Below are 16,150 nucleotides of genomic sequence, written 5' to 3' on the forward strand. Positions count from 1 at the left end.
CTCGCGCTTACTCGGCGCTGGCGGCGGCAGCCTTGTTCGCGGCCTTGATCGCGGCGGCAGCGGCGACGTCTTCCTTGATGCGGGCAGCCTTGCCTTCCAGACCGCGCAGGTAGTACAGCTTGGCGCCACGCACCTTGCCCTTGCGCTTCACTTCGACCGAGTCGATGGCCGGGCTGTGCGCCTGGAACACGCGCTCCACGCCGGTGCCGTGCGAAATCTTGCGCACGGTGAAGGCCGAATGCAGGCCGCGGTTGCGCTTGGCGATGACGATGCCCTCGAAAGCCTGCACGCGCTCGCGATTGCCTTCCTTCACCTTGACGTTGACCACCACGGTGTCGCCGGCGCCGAACTCCGGCAAGGGACGGGTGATCTGCTCGGCTTCGAACTGCTGGATGATCTTGTTCATGGCGACCTCAGTGGTTTGCGGCGATCCCTGCCGCGGTAGTTCTGTCAGCGGCCATCCATGACCGCAATTGTTTATTGTCCACCCGCCGCGCGGTATTCGCGACGGAATTCTTCCAGCAACGCACGGGACTCCGCATCCAGCGCGCGTTGCGCCAACAGCTCCGGGCGCCTGAGCCAGGTCCGGCCCAGCGCCTGCTTCAGGCGCCAGCGGCGGATCGCCGCGTGGTCTCCGGAGAGCAGTACAGCCGGCACCTCGCCGTAGGCATCCCGCACCGGCTTCGCGTAGTGGGGGCAGTCCAGCAAGCCGTTCGAAAACGAGTCCTGCTCGGCGGACTGCGCGTCGTTCAACGCACCGTCCTGCAATCTGCCCACCGCATCGATCACCACCGCGGCACCCAACTCGCCGCCGGACAGCACATAGTCGCCGATGGAAAGCTCCTCGTCGACCTCGTGCGCCAGCAGGCGCTCATCCACACCCTCGTAACGCCCACAAAGCAAGGCGATGCGCGGCATCTTGGCCAGCGCCTCCACCCTGCCCTGCGTCAGCCGCGCTCCCTGCGGACTGAGGTAAATCACGTGCGCCGGTTCCGGCGCCGCCTCGCGCATGGCCTTCAAGGCCGCCCGCAAGGGCTCGATCAGCATCACCATCCCGGGTCCGCCGCCACAGGTGCGGCCGTCCACGGTACGGTAGTTGTCGGTGGCGTAGTCGCGCGGGTTCCAGGTTTCCACCTGCAACAGCTCGCGCTGCTGCGCGCGTCCCACCACACCGACAGCAGCGCACTGGCGCATGAAGTCGGGAAACAGCGTGACGACATCGATGCGCATGGACCTCAAACTCCAGCTTTCAGAATTCGGGATCCCAGTCCACCACCATGCGCCCGCCGGACAGATCCACCGAACGCACATAATTGCCTTGGATGAACGGGATCAGCCGCTCGCGCTCGCCGTCCCGTACCACCACCACGTCGTTGGCGCCGGTGGCGAACAGGTGACTGACCCGCCCGAGCGCCGCGCCTTCGGTGGTGACGACCTCAAGCCCTTCGAGGTCGACCCAGTAATACTCGTCCTTGCCGGGAGGCGGCAGTTGCTCGCGGGCGACGTAAATGTCGCTGCCGACGAGGGCGGCTGCCGTGTCGCGGTCGTCCACGCCGGGCAGGCAGGCCACCAGGCCCTTGCCCTGCGGGCGCCCTTTGGCTCCCGTGATCTCCTTGACCACACCCGGCGCCGTTGCCAGCTGCCAGGGGTGGTAGTCGAAGATCTTCGTGCGCGGATCGGTCCAGGATTCGATCTTGAGCCAGCCCTGCACGCCATACAGCCCGACGATGCGCCCGACCAGGACGCGCCGACCGGCTGCCGTCACGCTCAGACCGCCTGCTGCTTGCCGGCTTCCTTGACCAGGGCGGCAACCTTGTCGCTCAGCTGAGCGCCCTTGCCCACCCACTCCTGCACACGCGCGACGTTCAGCTCGAGGCGCTTGTCCTTGCCCGAGGCGACCGGGTTGTAATAGCCCACGTTCTCGATGTTGCGGCCGTCGCGCTTGTTGCGCTGATCGGTGACCACGACGTGGTAGAACGGGCGGCCCTTGGCGCCACCGCGCGAAAGACGAATCTTGACCATGATGAAAGCTCCAGAGATGCCGGAATCGCCGGCCGCACGCACGAAGCCGTGCGCGGTAAACGCGGCATTTTAGGGGGATGTGATTGAAAAAGGAAGAGGTTATGCGATTCGCGGCATGGCCCGGCTCGAAAAGCCGAGACCTTGCCTGATGCCCGGGAAGGGCTTGCCTGCCATTCCCGGGCTCGCCTGGGCCGGCTTGCCGGCCTAGGCTCCGTTCCCATCACCATGGTGATGGGAACGGGCGGGCCATCCAGGGCCCGGTATTCGCTTCAGCGCGGCGGAAGTCCGCCCATGCCACCCATGCCGCCCATACCCTTCAGCGCGCCGCTCATCTGCCGCAGCAGACCCTTGCCGCCGCCGCGGGAGAGCTTGGACATCATCTTTTCCATCTGCATGTACTGCTTGAGCAGGCGGTTGACGTCAGCGGGCTGGGTGCCCGAACCCTTCGCCACACGGGCACGGCGCGAGCCGTTCAGCAGGTCGGGATGGCGGCGCTCCCGGGGCGTCATCGAACCGATGATCGCGACCATGCGCTTGATCTCGCCGTCGTTGGCCTTGGCTTTCACGCTCTCGGGCAGGCTGGAGACGCCGGGCAGCTTGTCCATCAGGCCGGCCAGGCCGCCCATGTTGTTCATCTGCTCCAGCTGGTCGCGCATGTCCTCCAGGTCGAAGCGCTTGCCCTTCATCACCTTCTGGGCCAGCTTCTGCGCCTTTTCCTGGTCGACCTTGCGCTCGACCTCCTCGACCAGCGACAGCACGTCGCCCATGCCGAGGATGCGTTGCGCCACGCGGTCCGGATGGAACGGCTCCAGCGCGTCGGTCTTCTCGCCCGCGCCGAGGAACTTGATCGGCCGGCCGGTGATGTAGCGCACCGACAGCGCCGCGCCGCCGCGGGCATCGCCGTCGGTCTTGGTCAGCACCACGCCGGTGAGCGGCAGTGCATCGCTGAAAGCCTTGGCCGTCGTGGCGGCGTCCTGGCCGGTCATCGAGTCGACCACGAACAGGGTCTCGATCGGCGTGATCGCGGCGTGCAGCGCCTTGATCTCCGCCATCATCGCCTCGTCCACGTGCAGGCGGCCGGCGGTGTCGACCAGCAGCACGTCGACCACTTCGCGGCGTGCGGCGGCAACGGCGTCCTTGGCGATCTGTACCGGGTCCTGCCCGGCCTCGGACGGGAAGAACTTCACGCCCACCTGCCCGGCCAGCGTGCGCAACTGCTCGATGGCGGCCGGACGGTAGACGTCGCAGCTCACCACCATCACCTTTTTCTTCTTGCGCTCGGTGAGCAGGCGCGCCAGCTTTGCCACCGTGGTGGTCTTGCCCGCGCCCTGCAGGCCGACCATCAGCACCACTGCCGGCGGCGTGGCCGCGAGGTTCAGCTCGCTGTTCGCCGTGCCCATCACCGCGGTCAGCTCGTCGCTGACCACCTTCACCAGCGCCTGGCCCGGCGACAGGCTCTTCAGCACATCCTGGCCCACCGCGCGCACCTTGACGCGCTGGATCAGCGCCTGCACCACCGGCAATGCCACGTCGGCCTCGAGCAGCGCGATGCGCACCTCACGCAAGGCCTCGCGGATATTTTCCTCGGTCAGCCGGCCGCGGCCGCGCAGGCGGTTGACGGTGGCTGAAAGGCGTTGGCTGAGCGACTCGAACATGGGCGCGGCATCGGTATACGGAACGCGTGAGTATAACCGAGGCCGCCGGAGGGCTTCGAACAGGCCACCCGCTCAGCGCGGCGACCGCGCCTTCAACCACGCCGCGATGTCGTCGACCACTTGCGTGTCCACGCGGGCTGGCGTCTTGTAGTCGGCCAGCGTCCCCGTGCTGCCTGCGGGCATGAACAGGTGGCTGAGACCGGGATACAGGCGGAATGCCGTGTGCGGCCGGCCGGCCAGCTGCTTCTGCCAGCGCACGAAGTCCAGTGTGGGCGATACCTGGAAATCGCCATCGCCCTGCAGGAGCAGTATCGGCATCGACACGGCTTTCGCGGCCGCGACCTGATCGTAATCATGCAGACTCAGCCAATAGCCTTGCGGCAGGCCCGCGAATGCGCCCGCCGGGGGATGCTGTGCGTCGGCGCCGGCCAGCAACTTTTGCTCCGCGGCGATGGCCTGAACGCCGGCGGCGATCTGCGCCGCGCTCTCATGATCGCGCGCGCCCAGCTCGCGCACCTGTTCGGCCGATACGTCGAGCAAGGGCCGCGCCGGCGCCGCCATCAGCACCAGCCCGGCCAACTGCGGATCGCGCTGGCCGATGCGCGGCGCCATCATCGCGCCCAGGCTGTGGCCGAGTACGAACACGCGCCTTGGATCGATGCCTTTCTGCTGCGCCAACAGATGGGCAGCCGCCACCGCGTCGTCGGTTACTTCGGCGTCGATCACGAGACCCGCATTGCCCTCGGGGTGGTCGAAGGCGCGCTTGTCGTAGCGCAGCGTGGCGATGCCGGCGCTCGCCAAGCCCTCGGCAATGTCGCGGAACGGCTTGTTCGGACCGACGGTTTCGTCCATGTCGTGTGCACCGGAGCCGGCCACCAGCACCACCGCCGGAAACGGCCCGGCTCCCGCCGGCAGGGTCAGCGCGCCGTGCAACGGACCGACCGGCGTCGGCACATCCAGCGGCGACACCCGCACACCGTCGGCCTCGACATGAGCCTGCACCGCCGTGGAAGCGAGCGCCTCCGCCGGCACGAACCGGTAGCTGGTGATCTTGTCCTGCGCATCGCAGGCCGCCGCGAAACCCAGCTGCATGTTGGCGAAGCTCAAGGTCGCGGCAGCGACGGCATGGCCGGCGAGGGTTTTCTGCCCCACCGTGTCGTGCGACTGGTAGGCGCCCATCGTTTCTTGCAGCTGCTTCCAGACCTGCTCGAGTTTGGCGGCATCCAGCTTGTCCGCGATGGCCTTACCGAAATCTTTGCGCGCGCCGGCGTAGTCGCCATGCGCCAGGGCGTCCAGCGACGCGGCCGCATGGGCCACGCAAGCCGGCGATAGGGCATCGGCGGCGCGGACCGCCGGCGCGGAGAGCAAGGCCGCGATCGCAACGGCCGGCATGATCGAACGCAGTTTCATGGCACATCTCCCTCCGACGAGTGGCGCCCTTCGAGGCGCCGATAGATGAAGTACGAGCAGACGTGCGGGATCAACACCACGATTAACACGGCCGCCAACGACCAACCCGATATGGCGCCGGCCAGCGCAAGCACGACCATCGCCGCGCCGGCCAGCACGTACACCCAGCCGGCCAGCCGATGCGTGCGCTCCCACACTGCTTCGCTGGCCAGCGTCCACGGCGTCCTGATGCCGATGAAGAAGTTCCGGCGCAGCTTGCCCATGTAGTTGCCCAGCACCATCAGCAGTACGCCGACCGTCAACGGCGCGATGGTCGCCATCGGCACGGCATGGCCGGTACCGGCCAGCATGGCCGCGATGCCGAGCACCAGCATCACACCCTGGATGGCCAGCATCAGCACGGCGTAGATGCCGGCGAAGGATTCCATCTCGAAACGTTTCGGCGAGATGCGTGGCAATGCCACCGTGAGCACGGCCAGGCCGAGTATCAGCAGGGGCCACATGGCCACGGCCCAGAACCGGGGCGCGTAGCCGTTCGGCCGCCCGGTGATATCCCAATGGTTCGGCATGCGCGCCGGCATGTGCGGGTAGAGCCAGATCGCCACGCCGATGGCGAGGGCCGCGAACACGATCGAAACAATCAAGGTACGTGCCGGTTTCATCACTTGCCTCCAACCTTGCCCTTGGCGGGGAACATATCCATCAACATCCGCGCGAGATCCTCGAACACGGTGCTGTTGAGCGAATAAACGATGTACTGGCCGCGCCGCTCGGTGCGCACCAGGTCGGCGTGCTTGAGCACGGCGAAGTGGTGCGACAACGAGGCCGGCGTGATGTCGAACGCCTCGCCGATTTCGCCGGCGGTGAGCGGGCCGCCCTGCAAGCGCTTGAGGATCGCGCGCCGGGTGGGATCGGCCATGGCCTTGAACACTTCCTGCTGCTTCATCGGGAGGGTCGTCCAGGGAACGTTTCTAGATACTTAGATATTTTTCTAAATATTGCAAGAGCCATTTCGCCGATGAGAACCGTTCCCGTCTGCCGGAAGCCTGTGCGACACTCCGAAGCCATGCCGCTAGCGCTTCCTTCCATCCTCGCCATCGCGCTGTATCTGGGCGCGTCCGCCCTGCTGGCCGCCCCGCTGACCGGCTGTCCGCGCACACCGCAGCGACTGGGCTTGGGCGTCGCGGTGCTGGCCGTGCTGCTGCACATCGCGGTTCTGCTGGGCGCGCACAGCGGACGAGTGGACCTGCACTTTTTCGCCGCGCTCTCGCTAGTCGCCTGCGTGGTGGCGGCACTGACCCTGCTGGTGAACCTGTCGAAACCGGTGGCCGGGCTAGGTGTGATCGCGTTCCCGCTGGCGGCGCTATTGCTGGGGCTGGACGTATTTCTCGCACCGCGCACCACGCCGAATCCGCTGGACTGGCAGATCAGCCTGCACGTGGCGATCGCCTTGCTCGGCTACAGCGTGCTGTCGATCGCCGCGGTGCTGGCGGTGTTGCTGGCGGTACAAGAGCGCGCGCTGCGCACGCACCGTCCGATCCGGCTGGTGCGTGCATTGCCTCCATTGACGCAGACCGAATCGCTGCTGTTCCGCCTGATCGGCGCCGGTTTCGCCCTGCTCACGCTCACCTTGTTGAGCGGCCTGCTGTTCATCCAGAACATCCGTGCCCAGCACTTGATCCACACCACCGTGCTCAGCGTGCTTGCGTGGCTGATCTTCGGCACCTTGCTGTGGGGACGCTGGAAGCACGGCTGGCGCGGGCGCAGCGCGGTCAACTTGTGCCTGATCGGCATGGCCGTGCTGCTGCTGGCCTTCTTCGGCAGCAAGGCAGTACTGGAACTGATCCTGCACCGGAGCGTGTAGGAGCGCACCCTGTGCGCGAATGCTCTGGCTTCGATCACACATCAGAGCATTCGCGCACAGGGTGCGCTCCTACAGAAAATCTTCAGACCCGCGCCTCGCGCAACCTAGCAGCGGATACCGCTCACTCACCGCGCAGGCGCACGTCGCCCGGCGCGATCTCCGCGCGCTCTTCCGCCCGCGCCGCACGCTGCTCCTCGAAGAAGCGCTGCACCTGCTGGCACACCGCCATGGTGTTCTCGCGCGCCAGTGCCGAGACGAGGAACCACGGCGCCTGCCAGTCGAGACGACTCACGATGTCCTCGGCCACCTGCTGGCGCTCGTCCTCGGGCAGCGCGTCGGACTTGTTCAGCACCAGCCAGCGCGGGCGCTCCAGCAGTTCCGGATTGAACTTCGCCAGTTCGTGCTCGATCGCGCGCACCTGCTCCACCGGGTCGGTGTCGTCGACCGGTGCGATGTCGACCAGGTGCAGCAGCAGGCTGGTGCGCGACACGTGACGCAGAAACTGGATGCCCAGCCCGGCACCGTCGGCCGCACCCTCGATCAGGCCGGGGATGTCGGCGATCACGAAGCTCTGGTCGGTGCCCAGGCTGACCACGCCGAGGTTCGGGTGCAAGGTGGTGAACGGGTAATCCGCCACCCGCGGCGTCGCCGCCGATACCGCGCGGATGAAGGTGGACTTGCCCGCGTTCGGGAAACCGAGCAGGCCCACGTCGGCGAGCAGGCGCAGCTCCAGCTTCAGCTCGCGCGATTCACCCGGCGTGCCCTGCGTGAACTGGCGCGGCGCGCGGTTAACCGAACTCTTGAAATGGATATTGCCGAGGCCGCCCTTGCCGCCCTGCGCCACCAGCAGGCGCTGGCCGTGCGCGGTGAGGTCGCCGATCAACTCGTCGGTGTCGACATTGGTGATCATGGTGCCCACCGGCACGCGGACCGTGGTGTCCTCGCCGCCCTTGCCGTACATGTCGCTGCCCATGCCGTTCTCGCCGCGCTGCGCCTTGTAGCTGCGCTGGTGGCGGAAATCGACCAAGGTGTTGAGGCCCTCGTCGGCCACCAGCCACACCGAACCGCCACTGCCGCCGTCGCCGCCGTTCGGGCCGCCGAACGGGATGAACTTCTCGCGGCGGAAGCTCGCGCAGCCGTTGCCGCCGTCGCCGGCCTGGACCTTGATGATTGCTTCGTCGACGAATTTCATGGGAGCGCCGGGATGGGGGTTCGGAAAACGTGCCCATGGTACGTCGGGCGCGTTGCTGGCAGGGCGAAGGTTGCAAGGAGCATCGCCACCTGCAGAAAACAAAAGCCCCGCCGAAGCGGGGCCTTTGCAGCAGCTTCGGAAAGGATCAGGCCTTCACGACGCTGACGAAACGGCGGTTGTTCTCGCCACGGACCTTGAACTCCACCTTGCCGTCCACCAGGGCGAACAAGGTGTGGTCGCGGCCGAGGCCCACGCCGGTGCCGGCATGGAACTGGGTGCCGCGCTGACGCACGATGATGTTGCCGGCCTCGATGGCCTGGCCACCGTACACCTTCACGCCCAGGTACTTCGGGTTGGAGTCGCGACCGTTGCGGGACGAACCTACGCCTTTTTTATGTGCCATGACTGTTTACTCCGGCTGTATCAGGCGTTGATGCCCGTGATCTCGACTTCAGTGAAGTGCTGGCGGTGGCCCTGCTGGCGCTTGTAGTGCTTGCGGCGGCGGAACTTGACGATGCGCACCTTGTCGGCACGGCCGTGCTTGCGCACGGTGGCGGACACGGTGGCGCCGGCCACGACGGGCGCGCCGACGGTGATCGACTCGCCTTCGCCGACCAGCAGCACCTGGTCGAACTTCACGGCGGCGCCTTCTTCGGCGTCAAGCAGCTCCACGCGCAGGACGTCGCCCTGCTGCACGCGATACTGCTTGCCACCGGTCTTGATGACTGCGTAACTCATGGGATTATCCCTTCTGTCGTTATTCTCTTGGGTTCCGTCACGGCCTTTCGGGCCGGACGAACCGCGGATTATAGCCAGCCGCGGCGGCGCTGGTCAAATCGTGACCACCCGGAAACACGTGGCGGGACGCCCGGCTCCATCAGGCAATAACTAACCTGCCTAGTTTGGTATAGTTCACTTTTCCCCTTGCGACCCCACGCATGGACACCATCCGCATCCGCGGCGCACGCACGCACAACCTCAAGAACATCGACCTCGACCTGCCGCGAGACAGGCTGATCGTGATCACCGGCCTGTCCGGCTCGGGCAAATCCTCGCTGGCCTTCGACACCATCTACGCGGAGGGCCAGCGGCGCTACGTGGAGTCGCTGTCGGCCTATGCCCGCCAGTTCCTCTCCATGATGGAGAAGCCCGACGTCGACCATATCGAGGGCCTGTCTCCGGCGATCTCGATCGAGCAGAAGTCCACCTCGCACAACCCGCGCTCCACCGTGGGCACGATCACCGAGGTCTACGACTACCTGCGCCTGCTGTACGCCCGCGTAGGCACGCCGCGCTGCCCCGACCACGGCATCCCGCTGGAGGCACAGACGGTGAGCCAGATGGTGGACGCCACCCTCGCGCTGGATCCCGAGAAGCGCTACATGCTGCTGGCCCCGGTGGTGCGCGAGCGCAAGGGCGAGCACGTGCAGGTGTTCGAGCAGCTACGCGCGCAAGGCTTCGTGCGCGCCCGCGTGGACGGCTCGGTGTACGACCTCGACGCGGTGCCGCCGCTGGGCCTGCGCATCAAGCACACCATCGAAGCGGTGATCGACCGCTTCCGCCCGCGCGACGACATCAAGCAGCGCCTCGCCGAATCCTTCGAGACCGCGCTGCGGCTGGGCGACGGCCTGGTGATCCTGGCGGACATGGACGATGCCTCCGCGAAGGAGCAGCTGTTCTCCTCGCGTTATTCCTGTCCGGTGTGCGACTACTCGCTGCCGGAACTGGAGCCGCGCCTGTTCTCGTTCAACTCGCCGGTCGGCGCCTGCCCGTCCTGCGACGGCCTCGGCGTGACCCAGGTGTTCGACCCCGCGCGCGTGGTGGGCCACCCGGAGCTACCGCTATCCGGCGGCGCGATCCGCGGCTGGGACCGGCGCAATCCGCACTACTTCCAGATGCTGCAGTCGCTGGCCGCGCACTACGGTTTCGACGTGGATGCCGTCTGGAGCAACCTGCCCAAGGCCACCCAGCAGGCGATCCTGTACGGCAGCGGCAAGGAGAAGATCGCCTTCCGCTACCTCACCGAACGCGGCGGCCGGGTGACCCGCGAGCATGCCTTCGAAGGCATCCTCCCCAACCTGGAACGGCGCTACAAGGAAACCGAATCCACCGCGGTGCGCGAGGAGCTGGCGAAGTACATCAGCGACCATCCCTGCCCCGAATGCGAAGGCCAGCGCCTGAACCGCTCGGCGCGCAACGTGTTCGTGGCCGACCACGCGTTGCCGGTGCTCACCAACCGTTCCATCGACGACGCGCTGGCGTTCTTCGCGGACCTGACCCTCACCGGCTGGCGCGGCGAGATCGCGGCGAAGATCGTGAAGGAGATCCGCGAGCGGCTCAGCTTCCTCAACGACGTGGGCCTCAACTACCTCACGCTCGATCGCCAGGCCGACACGCTGTCCGGCGGCGAAGCGCAGCGCATCCGCCTCGCATCGCAGATCGGCGCCGGCCTGGTTGGCGTGATGTACGTATTGGACGAGCCGTCCATCGGCCTGCACCAGCGCGACAACGAACGCCTGCTCGGCACGCTCACCCGCCTGCGCGACCTCGGCAACACGGTGATCGTGGTCGAGCACGACGAGGACGCCATCCGCATGGCTGACCATGTGCTCGACATCGGCCCCGGCGCCGGCGTGCACGGCGGCGAGATAGTGGCCCAGGGCTCGGTGAAGGACATCCTTGCCTCCAAGCGCTCCGTCACCGGCCAGTTCCTGTCCGGCGAACGCGCCATCGAGGTGCCGAAGCAGCGTCGCCAACCCAACGACGACGCGTACTGGCTGCGCCTGCACGGCGCCAACGGCAACAACCTGAAGAACGTGGATCTGGCGATTCCGGCCGGCCTGTTCACCTGCGTCACCGGCGTCTCCGGCTCGGGCAAATCAACCCTGGTCAACGACACCTTGTTCCGCCTTGCCGCCGCCGAACTCAACGGTGCCAGCGCGCAACCTGCGCCGTACAAATCGTCGGAAGGCTTGCAGCTGTTCGACAAGGTGGTGGACATCGACCAGTCGCCGATCGGCCGCACGCCGCGCTCCAATCCCGCGACCTATACCGGCCTGTTCACCCCGCTGCGCGAGCTGTTCGCCCAGGTGCCCGAGGCGCGCGCGCGCGGCTACGAGCCGGGCCGCTTCAGCTTCAACGTGCGCGGTGGCCGCTGCGAGGCTTGCGAAGGCGATGGCATGCTGAAGGTGGAGATGCACTTTCTGCCCGACGTCTACGTGCCCTGCGACGTCTGCCATGGCAAGCGCTACAACCGCGAGACGCTGGAGATCCACTACAAGGGCCACACGATTGCCGACGTGCTCGGCATAACGGTGGAGGATGCGCTCAAGCTGTTCGAGAACGTGCCCACCATCGCGCGCAAGCTGGACACGCTGCGCGCGGTAGGCCTGGACTACATCAAGCTCGGCCAGAGCGCGACCACGCTGTCCGGCGGCGAGGCACAGCGCGTGAAGCTCTCCAAGGAGCTCAGCAAGCGCGACACCGGCAACACGCTGTACATCCTCGACGAGCCCACCACCGGCCTGCACTTCCACGACATCGAGCAATTGCTCGACGTGCTGCACCAGTTGGTCGACCAGGGCAACACCGTGGTGGTGATCGAGCACAATCTCGACGTGATCAAGACCGCCGACTGGATCGTCGACCTCGGTCCCGAGGGCGGCAGCGGCGGCGGCCGCATCCTGGTCGCCGGCACGCCGGAGACCGTGGCTGCCACGCCCGGCTCGCACACCGGTCATTTCCTCGCGCCGCACCTGAAGCCGGCGCGCCCCGCCAAAGCCGCCGCCAAGCGCGACAAGACCACCCTCAAGCACATCGCTTCGGCCGACAAACACAAGCCGATGCGCGGAAAAAAGAAGAAGAGCTCATGAGCAAGACCGACAACGCATTGCCCAAGCCAGCGCGCCGCGGCAAGAAAGCCGAACCCGCCGCCGCGGCGCCAGCAGCTCCCGACGCGGCGCAGGCCGCACCGCTCGCGCTGTTCACGGCCGACATTGCCGTGCGCTGGCGCGACCTCGATGCCTTCAACCACGTCAACAATTCGAACTACCTCACCTTCCTCGAGGAGGCGCGGCTGCAGTGGCTGAAGCACGTGCCCGGCCCGTGGTTCGACGAGCACAGCATGCCGGTGATGGCCGCCGTGCAGCTCAACTACCGTCGCCCGATCGAGTGGCCCGCGCACTTGCACGTGCAGTTGTACTGCGAGCGCGTCGGCAGCAGCTCCATGACCATCGCCCACCGCCTGGTGGACGCTGCCGATGCCGGCATCCTCTACTGCGACGGCCATGTGGTGATGGTGTGGATGGACCCCGCCACTGGCAAACCGGTGCCGCTGCCGGACGCGATCCGCGCCTCAGCCGGCTAGGCCGGCAGCTGCCATGCGCGACCTCCCTGCTCTTGTCCGCACCGCATTCGCGGTCAGCCGCGACGCGGACGAGCCGGTAGAGAGCATCGCGGGAGAGCGCCATGCCTGGCGCTTTCGCCTGCACTTCCACGCCGGCGACGAGATCGTTCGTGTGCTCGCCGGTCGCGCCCGGCTGCGGTTGCCCGATGGTTGCCGCGAAGTCGCCGCCGGCGACACGCTGGTAGTACCGGCTGGCGTCGTCCATCGCTTCGAACCAGTGGATCGACAGGGCTGGGCCTTCGTCTCGCGCTTCGCGGCGGCATCCCACACGACGGCGCGCAGAACCGCCTCGATGGCCGCCCAGGCCGCCGCACTGCTGGCGCAGCGCCCCTCGCTGCGCACCGATGTCGCCGCCGTCGCGCGAAGCTGCGCGGTGTCCGAAGGCTATCTGTCTCGCGCCTTCCGCCGCGAGACCGGCAGCAGCCTGCACAACTTCCACGTGCTGCTCGCCCTGCACCGGGCGAAAGCGCTGCTGCGCCGGCAGACGCCCGTGGCGGAGGCCGCCCTGGCAGCCGGCTTCTATGACCAGGCACACCTCAATCGCGAGTTCGTCCGCACCTATGGCATGACTCCGGCCGCCTTCCGCAGCGGTTGGGCCGCTGCCGCGTGAAGCTGCCTCAGCTCAGTTCCAGCGCCATGTACAAGGTGCCCGGCAGCGGGTTGTCGTAATACGGCGGCACCGGGCGGAAGCCCAGTGCCGCGTACAGGTGCCTTGCGGCATCCATGGCGGCCAGCGTGTCCAGCACCATGCGCGCATGACCCGCCTCGCGGGCGCGTGCGATGGCCGCCTCCGCCAGCCCACGCCCCAGCGCCTGTCCGCGCGCGGCAGGGCGCAGGTACAGACGCTTCATCTCGGCCGTGCCCGCCATCGCCGTCGGCCGCAATCCCACGCAACCCAACACCGTACCCGTGGCATCGCGGGCAATCAGGATGTCGCCCTGCGGCGGCGCGTACTTGCCAGGCAGTTGCGCCAGCTCCGCCGCGAAGCCCTGAAAGGAAAGATCGATGCCGAGGCTGTCCGCATATTCCGCGAACAGCTCGCGCACCACGTCGCCGTCCGCGGGAAAGCGCGCCGACGCAATACTGATTCCCGATGCAGCCGACATGCCCGATCGCCTCCGCAGCCTGATCCTGTCAGTCTGCCGGAGACGATCGGCGCATGCTTGGATGATCCTGACCTCGCTACACGCGCGGCCCGTCCTACTTCACCAGGATCTCGTCCACGAACAACCAGGTGTTCGTGGCGCCGTCCGGGAAGCCGGCCGGCACCGCGGTGTAGCGATTCGCCACAACGCGGACGTAGCGTGCGCCCAACGGCTTGCCCGCCTTGAACGTCACGTGGAACTGATGTGCGGTCGAGTCCATCACGTCAGCCTTCGGCTGCTCGGTATCGATCGTGTTCCAGTGCTTCCCGTCGTCGGAAACCTCGAAGCTCACAGTGCGCGGCGGCAGGATGCGCGAGCCGGAGTCCTGCAGGAAATCCATCGTAATCGCATGGATCGCCGTGGGCTTCTGCAGGTCGATGGCGGCGTCCACATCGGCGTCGTTCCAACCCGACCATTGCCCGTTGTGGAAGTCGTCGCCGCCCAGCACGCCATCCGTCAAGGCGGTGGCGGGCGCGTACTTCGGCGACACCGGCTGGGTCAGGGTCAACGGCTTGCCGGTGGCAAGGTTGTCCACCAAGGTGAAGACCGTCGGATTGTCGTAGCGCAGCCCCTTGCGGAACGGCACTACCTTGAGCGTGCCGGCATGATGCAGCGCCACCGAGCCGGTGAACGGCGGCGAGCTGGCGGTGGGCGTGCTGCCGTCCAGGGTGTAATGGTTCGCCAGGTCGTCGAAGCCGCGCAGCGCGCGCAGCTGCCAATTACCTTGCGCGTCGGCGGTCAGCGCGTACTGGACCACCGCACGATCCTCGGGGCCATACGCTACCTGCCATGCATCCAGCCGCGGATACTGTGCCTGCAGGCGTTGCTGGAAATCCGCCCAGGCCGCATCGTCGTGTGCGTTGCCGCGCCACAAGTTGTCTGCAAAGGCCAGCACGCGCGGATACAGCTTGGATTCGGCGTTGTACGGGTTCGCACGCTCGCTCCACAGCGGCGCTTCGGCACCCAGCAATTGCGGGCGATGCGCCGCGAACACCGCGGCATCCGTCTTCGCGTCGCTTGCACCGCTGTCGTTGGCAATGTCGGTATGGAACACGTCCTTCACCGTCAGCGAATCCAGCGCATGGTCGATGTAGAACGGCCCGGCGACCACCACGCGATTGCCGTTCGCCAGCGCCTTGGCCTGTTCGTCCGCGCCGCGCCAGGCTTCGATGACCGCCTGCGTGTCGGCACCGCCCTCGAGGATCTCGTCCCAGCCGACCAGGGTTTTGCCCTTGCCTTCCAGCCAATGCTGGATGCGCTTGATGAAGTAACTCTGCAAGCCCTCTTCGTCCTTCAGGCCCTGCTTGTGCATCAGCGCCTGGCAGGAAGCGCAGTCGTGCCAGCGATCCTTCGGCACCTCGTCGCCGCCGATGTGCACGTACTGCGACGGGAACAGCGGCAGTACTTCGTCCAGCACGTTCTCGATGAAGGTGAAGGTGCCTTCGTCACCCACGCAGTCGATGTTCTTGTGCACGCCCCAGGCCGTGGTCACCGCCACCTGCTTCTTGTCGCACGACAGCTCGGGGTAGGCCGCGATCGCGGCCACGCTATGGCCCGGCATCTCGATCTCGGGGATCACGGTGATGTTGCGCTGGCGCGCGTAGTTCACCACTTCGCGGATCTGCGTCTGGGTGTAGAAACCGCCGTAGCGCGTGCCATCCGACTCGGTGCGCCATGCACCGACGCTGGTGAGTTTCGGATAGCGCTTGATCTCGATGCGCCAGCCCTGGTCGTCGGTGAGATGCCAGTGGAAGGTGTTGATCTTGTAATAGCTGAGCAGGTCGAGCTGCTTTTCGACGAAACTCACCGGATAGAAATGCCGGCTGACATCCAGCATCACGCCGCGCCAGGCGTAGGCCGGCACGTCCTCGATATGCACGGCGGGAATCTCCACGCGCGCGGCCTTCCCGAGCGGCAGCAGCTGGCGCAGCGTCTGCACGCCCCAGAACAAGCCCTTGCCGGTGGACGCGCTGATGGTGACCCGCTCCGGCGTCACCGCGAGCCGGTAGGCCTCGTCGCCCTGTACGGCAGGATCGAGCTTCAGCACGATGCCGTGCGCGGCGGCGCCTTCGCGCACCGCGATCCCGGTCTGCGCGCGGATCGCCTCGCGCAGGAAGGCGGCGATCTCGCGGCTGCGGGCGTCCTTCGGTGCATCCACGCGGGTGCGAGCGTCCAGCCGGTAGCTGCCTTGCTCCAGTTGCAGGTGCTGCGGCTCTGGAACAATCGAGACACCGGCCGCCATGCCCAGCGCCGGAAGAAGTGTGGACAGGCCCAGCAGGTATCGCGCAAGGATCTTCGACATCAATGCATCCCCTCGTCGGTCGGACGGAGCCGGCGGCCATGGCGCATATCCGGCGCATGGCGGCAGCCGGGAACCGGGGATTACCCCGGTGGTTTGCCGATGCCTGGAGTCCGTGGCGTCGGCACACATACTCACTTGTAAATCATCGTTTCATA

The 16,150-nt window shown here is 66.8% G+C and carries 17 protein-coding genes; 4 read left to right on the forward strand and 13 right to left on the reverse strand.

The window, feature by feature from the left end; all coding sequences use genetic code 11:
- Positions 1-7: 7 nt before the first annotated feature.
- The 8 genes from rplS to ISP14_RS01350 form a co-directional block, all read right to left on the reverse strand.
- Complete coding sequence (gene rplS / locus ISP14_RS01315) at positions 8-406, reverse strand: 50S ribosomal protein L19 (RefSeq protein ID WP_404535420.1); 399 nt, start codon at positions 404-406, stop codon at positions 8-10.
- A gap of 71 nt (positions 407-477) precedes the next feature.
- On the reverse strand, positions 478-1,230 hold the full coding sequence (gene trmD / locus ISP14_RS01320; RefSeq protein WP_404535422.1) for a tRNA (guanosine(37)-N1)-methyltransferase TrmD: 753 nt from the start codon (positions 1,228-1,230) through the stop codon (positions 478-480).
- Between the two features lie 19 nt (positions 1,231-1,249).
- Positions 1,250-1,765, reverse strand: a complete 516-nt coding sequence (gene rimM / locus ISP14_RS01325) for a ribosome maturation factor RimM (RefSeq protein ID WP_404535424.1) — start codon at positions 1,763-1,765, stop codon at positions 1,250-1,252.
- 2 nt (positions 1,766-1,767) lie between these two features.
- The gene (gene rpsP / locus ISP14_RS01330; protein WP_404535427.1) at positions 1,768-2,022 is read right to left on the reverse strand and encodes a 30S ribosomal protein S16; all 255 of its coding nucleotides are present in this window, start codon (positions 2,020-2,022) and stop codon (positions 1,768-1,770) included.
- A 269-nt stretch (positions 2,023-2,291) separates the two neighbouring features.
- The gene (gene ffh / locus ISP14_RS01335; RefSeq protein WP_404535429.1) at positions 2,292-3,677 is read right to left on the reverse strand and encodes a signal recognition particle protein; all 1,386 of its coding nucleotides are present in this window, start codon (positions 3,675-3,677) and stop codon (positions 2,292-2,294) included.
- A 72-nt stretch (positions 3,678-3,749) separates the two neighbouring features.
- Positions 3,750-5,087: an alpha/beta fold hydrolase gene (locus ISP14_RS01340; RefSeq protein WP_404535431.1), complete on the reverse strand. Its 1,338-nt coding sequence runs from the start codon at positions 5,085-5,087 to the stop codon at positions 3,750-3,752.
- Positions 5,084-5,749 carry an SdpI family protein gene (locus tag ISP14_RS01345; protein WP_404535434.1) on the reverse strand — a complete coding sequence of 222 codons (666 nt, stop codon included), beginning with the start codon at positions 5,747-5,749 and terminating at the stop codon, positions 5,084-5,086. The genes ISP14_RS01340 and ISP14_RS01345 overlap by 4 nt, the downstream gene beginning before the upstream one ends.
- On the reverse strand, positions 5,749-6,033 hold the full coding sequence (locus ISP14_RS01350) for an autorepressor SdpR family transcription factor (protein WP_404535437.1): 285 nt from the start codon (positions 6,031-6,033) through the stop codon (positions 5,749-5,751). Before ISP14_RS01350 ends, ISP14_RS01345 begins: the two co-directional genes overlap by 1 nt.
- A gap of 120 nt (positions 6,034-6,153) precedes the next feature.
- On the opposite strand from ISP14_RS01350, the gene ISP14_RS01355 reads away from it, so the two are divergent.
- Positions 6,154-6,951 carry a cytochrome C assembly family protein gene (locus ISP14_RS01355; protein WP_404535439.1) on the forward strand — a complete coding sequence of 266 codons (798 nt, stop codon included), beginning with the start codon at positions 6,154-6,156 and terminating at the stop codon, positions 6,949-6,951.
- Positions 6,952-7,072: 121 nt separating this feature from the next.
- Here the strand turns inward: ISP14_RS01355 and cgtA are convergent, their stop codons facing one another.
- The 3 genes from cgtA to rplU form a co-directional block, all read right to left on the reverse strand.
- On the reverse strand, positions 7,073-8,143 hold the full coding sequence (cgtA, locus tag ISP14_RS01360; RefSeq protein ID WP_404535442.1) for an Obg family GTPase CgtA: 1,071 nt from the start codon (positions 8,141-8,143) through the stop codon (positions 7,073-7,075).
- 145 nt (positions 8,144-8,288) lie between these two features.
- Positions 8,289-8,546, reverse strand: coding sequence for a 50S ribosomal protein L27 (gene rpmA / locus ISP14_RS01365; RefSeq protein WP_404535444.1), 258 nt, complete (start codon positions 8,544-8,546; stop codon positions 8,289-8,291).
- A gap of 20 nt (positions 8,547-8,566) precedes the next feature.
- Positions 8,567-8,881 carry a 50S ribosomal protein L21 gene (rplU, locus tag ISP14_RS01370; protein WP_404535447.1) on the reverse strand — a complete coding sequence of 105 codons (315 nt, stop codon included), beginning with the start codon at positions 8,879-8,881 and terminating at the stop codon, positions 8,567-8,569.
- A gap of 200 nt (positions 8,882-9,081) precedes the next feature.
- On the opposite strand from rplU, the gene uvrA reads away from it, so the two are divergent.
- From uvrA to ISP14_RS01385, 3 genes are read left to right on the forward strand one after another with little or no spacing between them, the layout of a single operon-like run.
- Complete coding sequence (gene uvrA, locus ISP14_RS01375; protein ID WP_404535449.1) at positions 9,082-12,015, forward strand: excinuclease ABC subunit UvrA; 2,934 nt, start codon at positions 9,082-9,084, stop codon at positions 12,013-12,015.
- Positions 12,012-12,509, forward strand: coding sequence for an acyl-CoA thioesterase (locus ISP14_RS01380; RefSeq protein ID WP_404535451.1), 498 nt, complete (start codon positions 12,012-12,014; stop codon positions 12,507-12,509). Before uvrA ends, ISP14_RS01380 begins: the two co-directional genes overlap by 4 nt.
- A gap of 13 nt (positions 12,510-12,522) precedes the next feature.
- Positions 12,523-13,158: a helix-turn-helix transcriptional regulator gene (locus tag ISP14_RS01385; protein ID WP_404535453.1), complete on the forward strand. Its 636-nt coding sequence runs from the start codon at positions 12,523-12,525 to the stop codon at positions 13,156-13,158.
- Positions 13,159-13,165: 7 nt separating this feature from the next.
- Here the strand turns inward: ISP14_RS01385 and ISP14_RS01390 are convergent, their stop codons facing one another.
- Both ISP14_RS01390 and ISP14_RS01395 read right to left on the reverse strand, forming a co-directional pair.
- Positions 13,166-13,654, reverse strand: coding sequence for a GNAT family N-acetyltransferase (locus ISP14_RS01390; protein WP_404535456.1), 489 nt, complete (start codon positions 13,652-13,654; stop codon positions 13,166-13,168).
- A gap of 94 nt (positions 13,655-13,748) precedes the next feature.
- Complete coding sequence (locus ISP14_RS01395) at positions 13,749-15,995, reverse strand: glycoside hydrolase family 20 protein (protein ID WP_404535459.1); 2,247 nt, start codon at positions 15,993-15,995, stop codon at positions 13,749-13,751.
- Between the last annotated feature and the right edge of the window lie 155 nt (positions 15,996-16,150).

This window comes from Dyella agri (assembly GCF_044904705.1).
GTDB lineage: Bacteria > Pseudomonadota > Gammaproteobacteria > Xanthomonadales > Rhodanobacteraceae > Rhodanobacter_A > Rhodanobacter_A agri.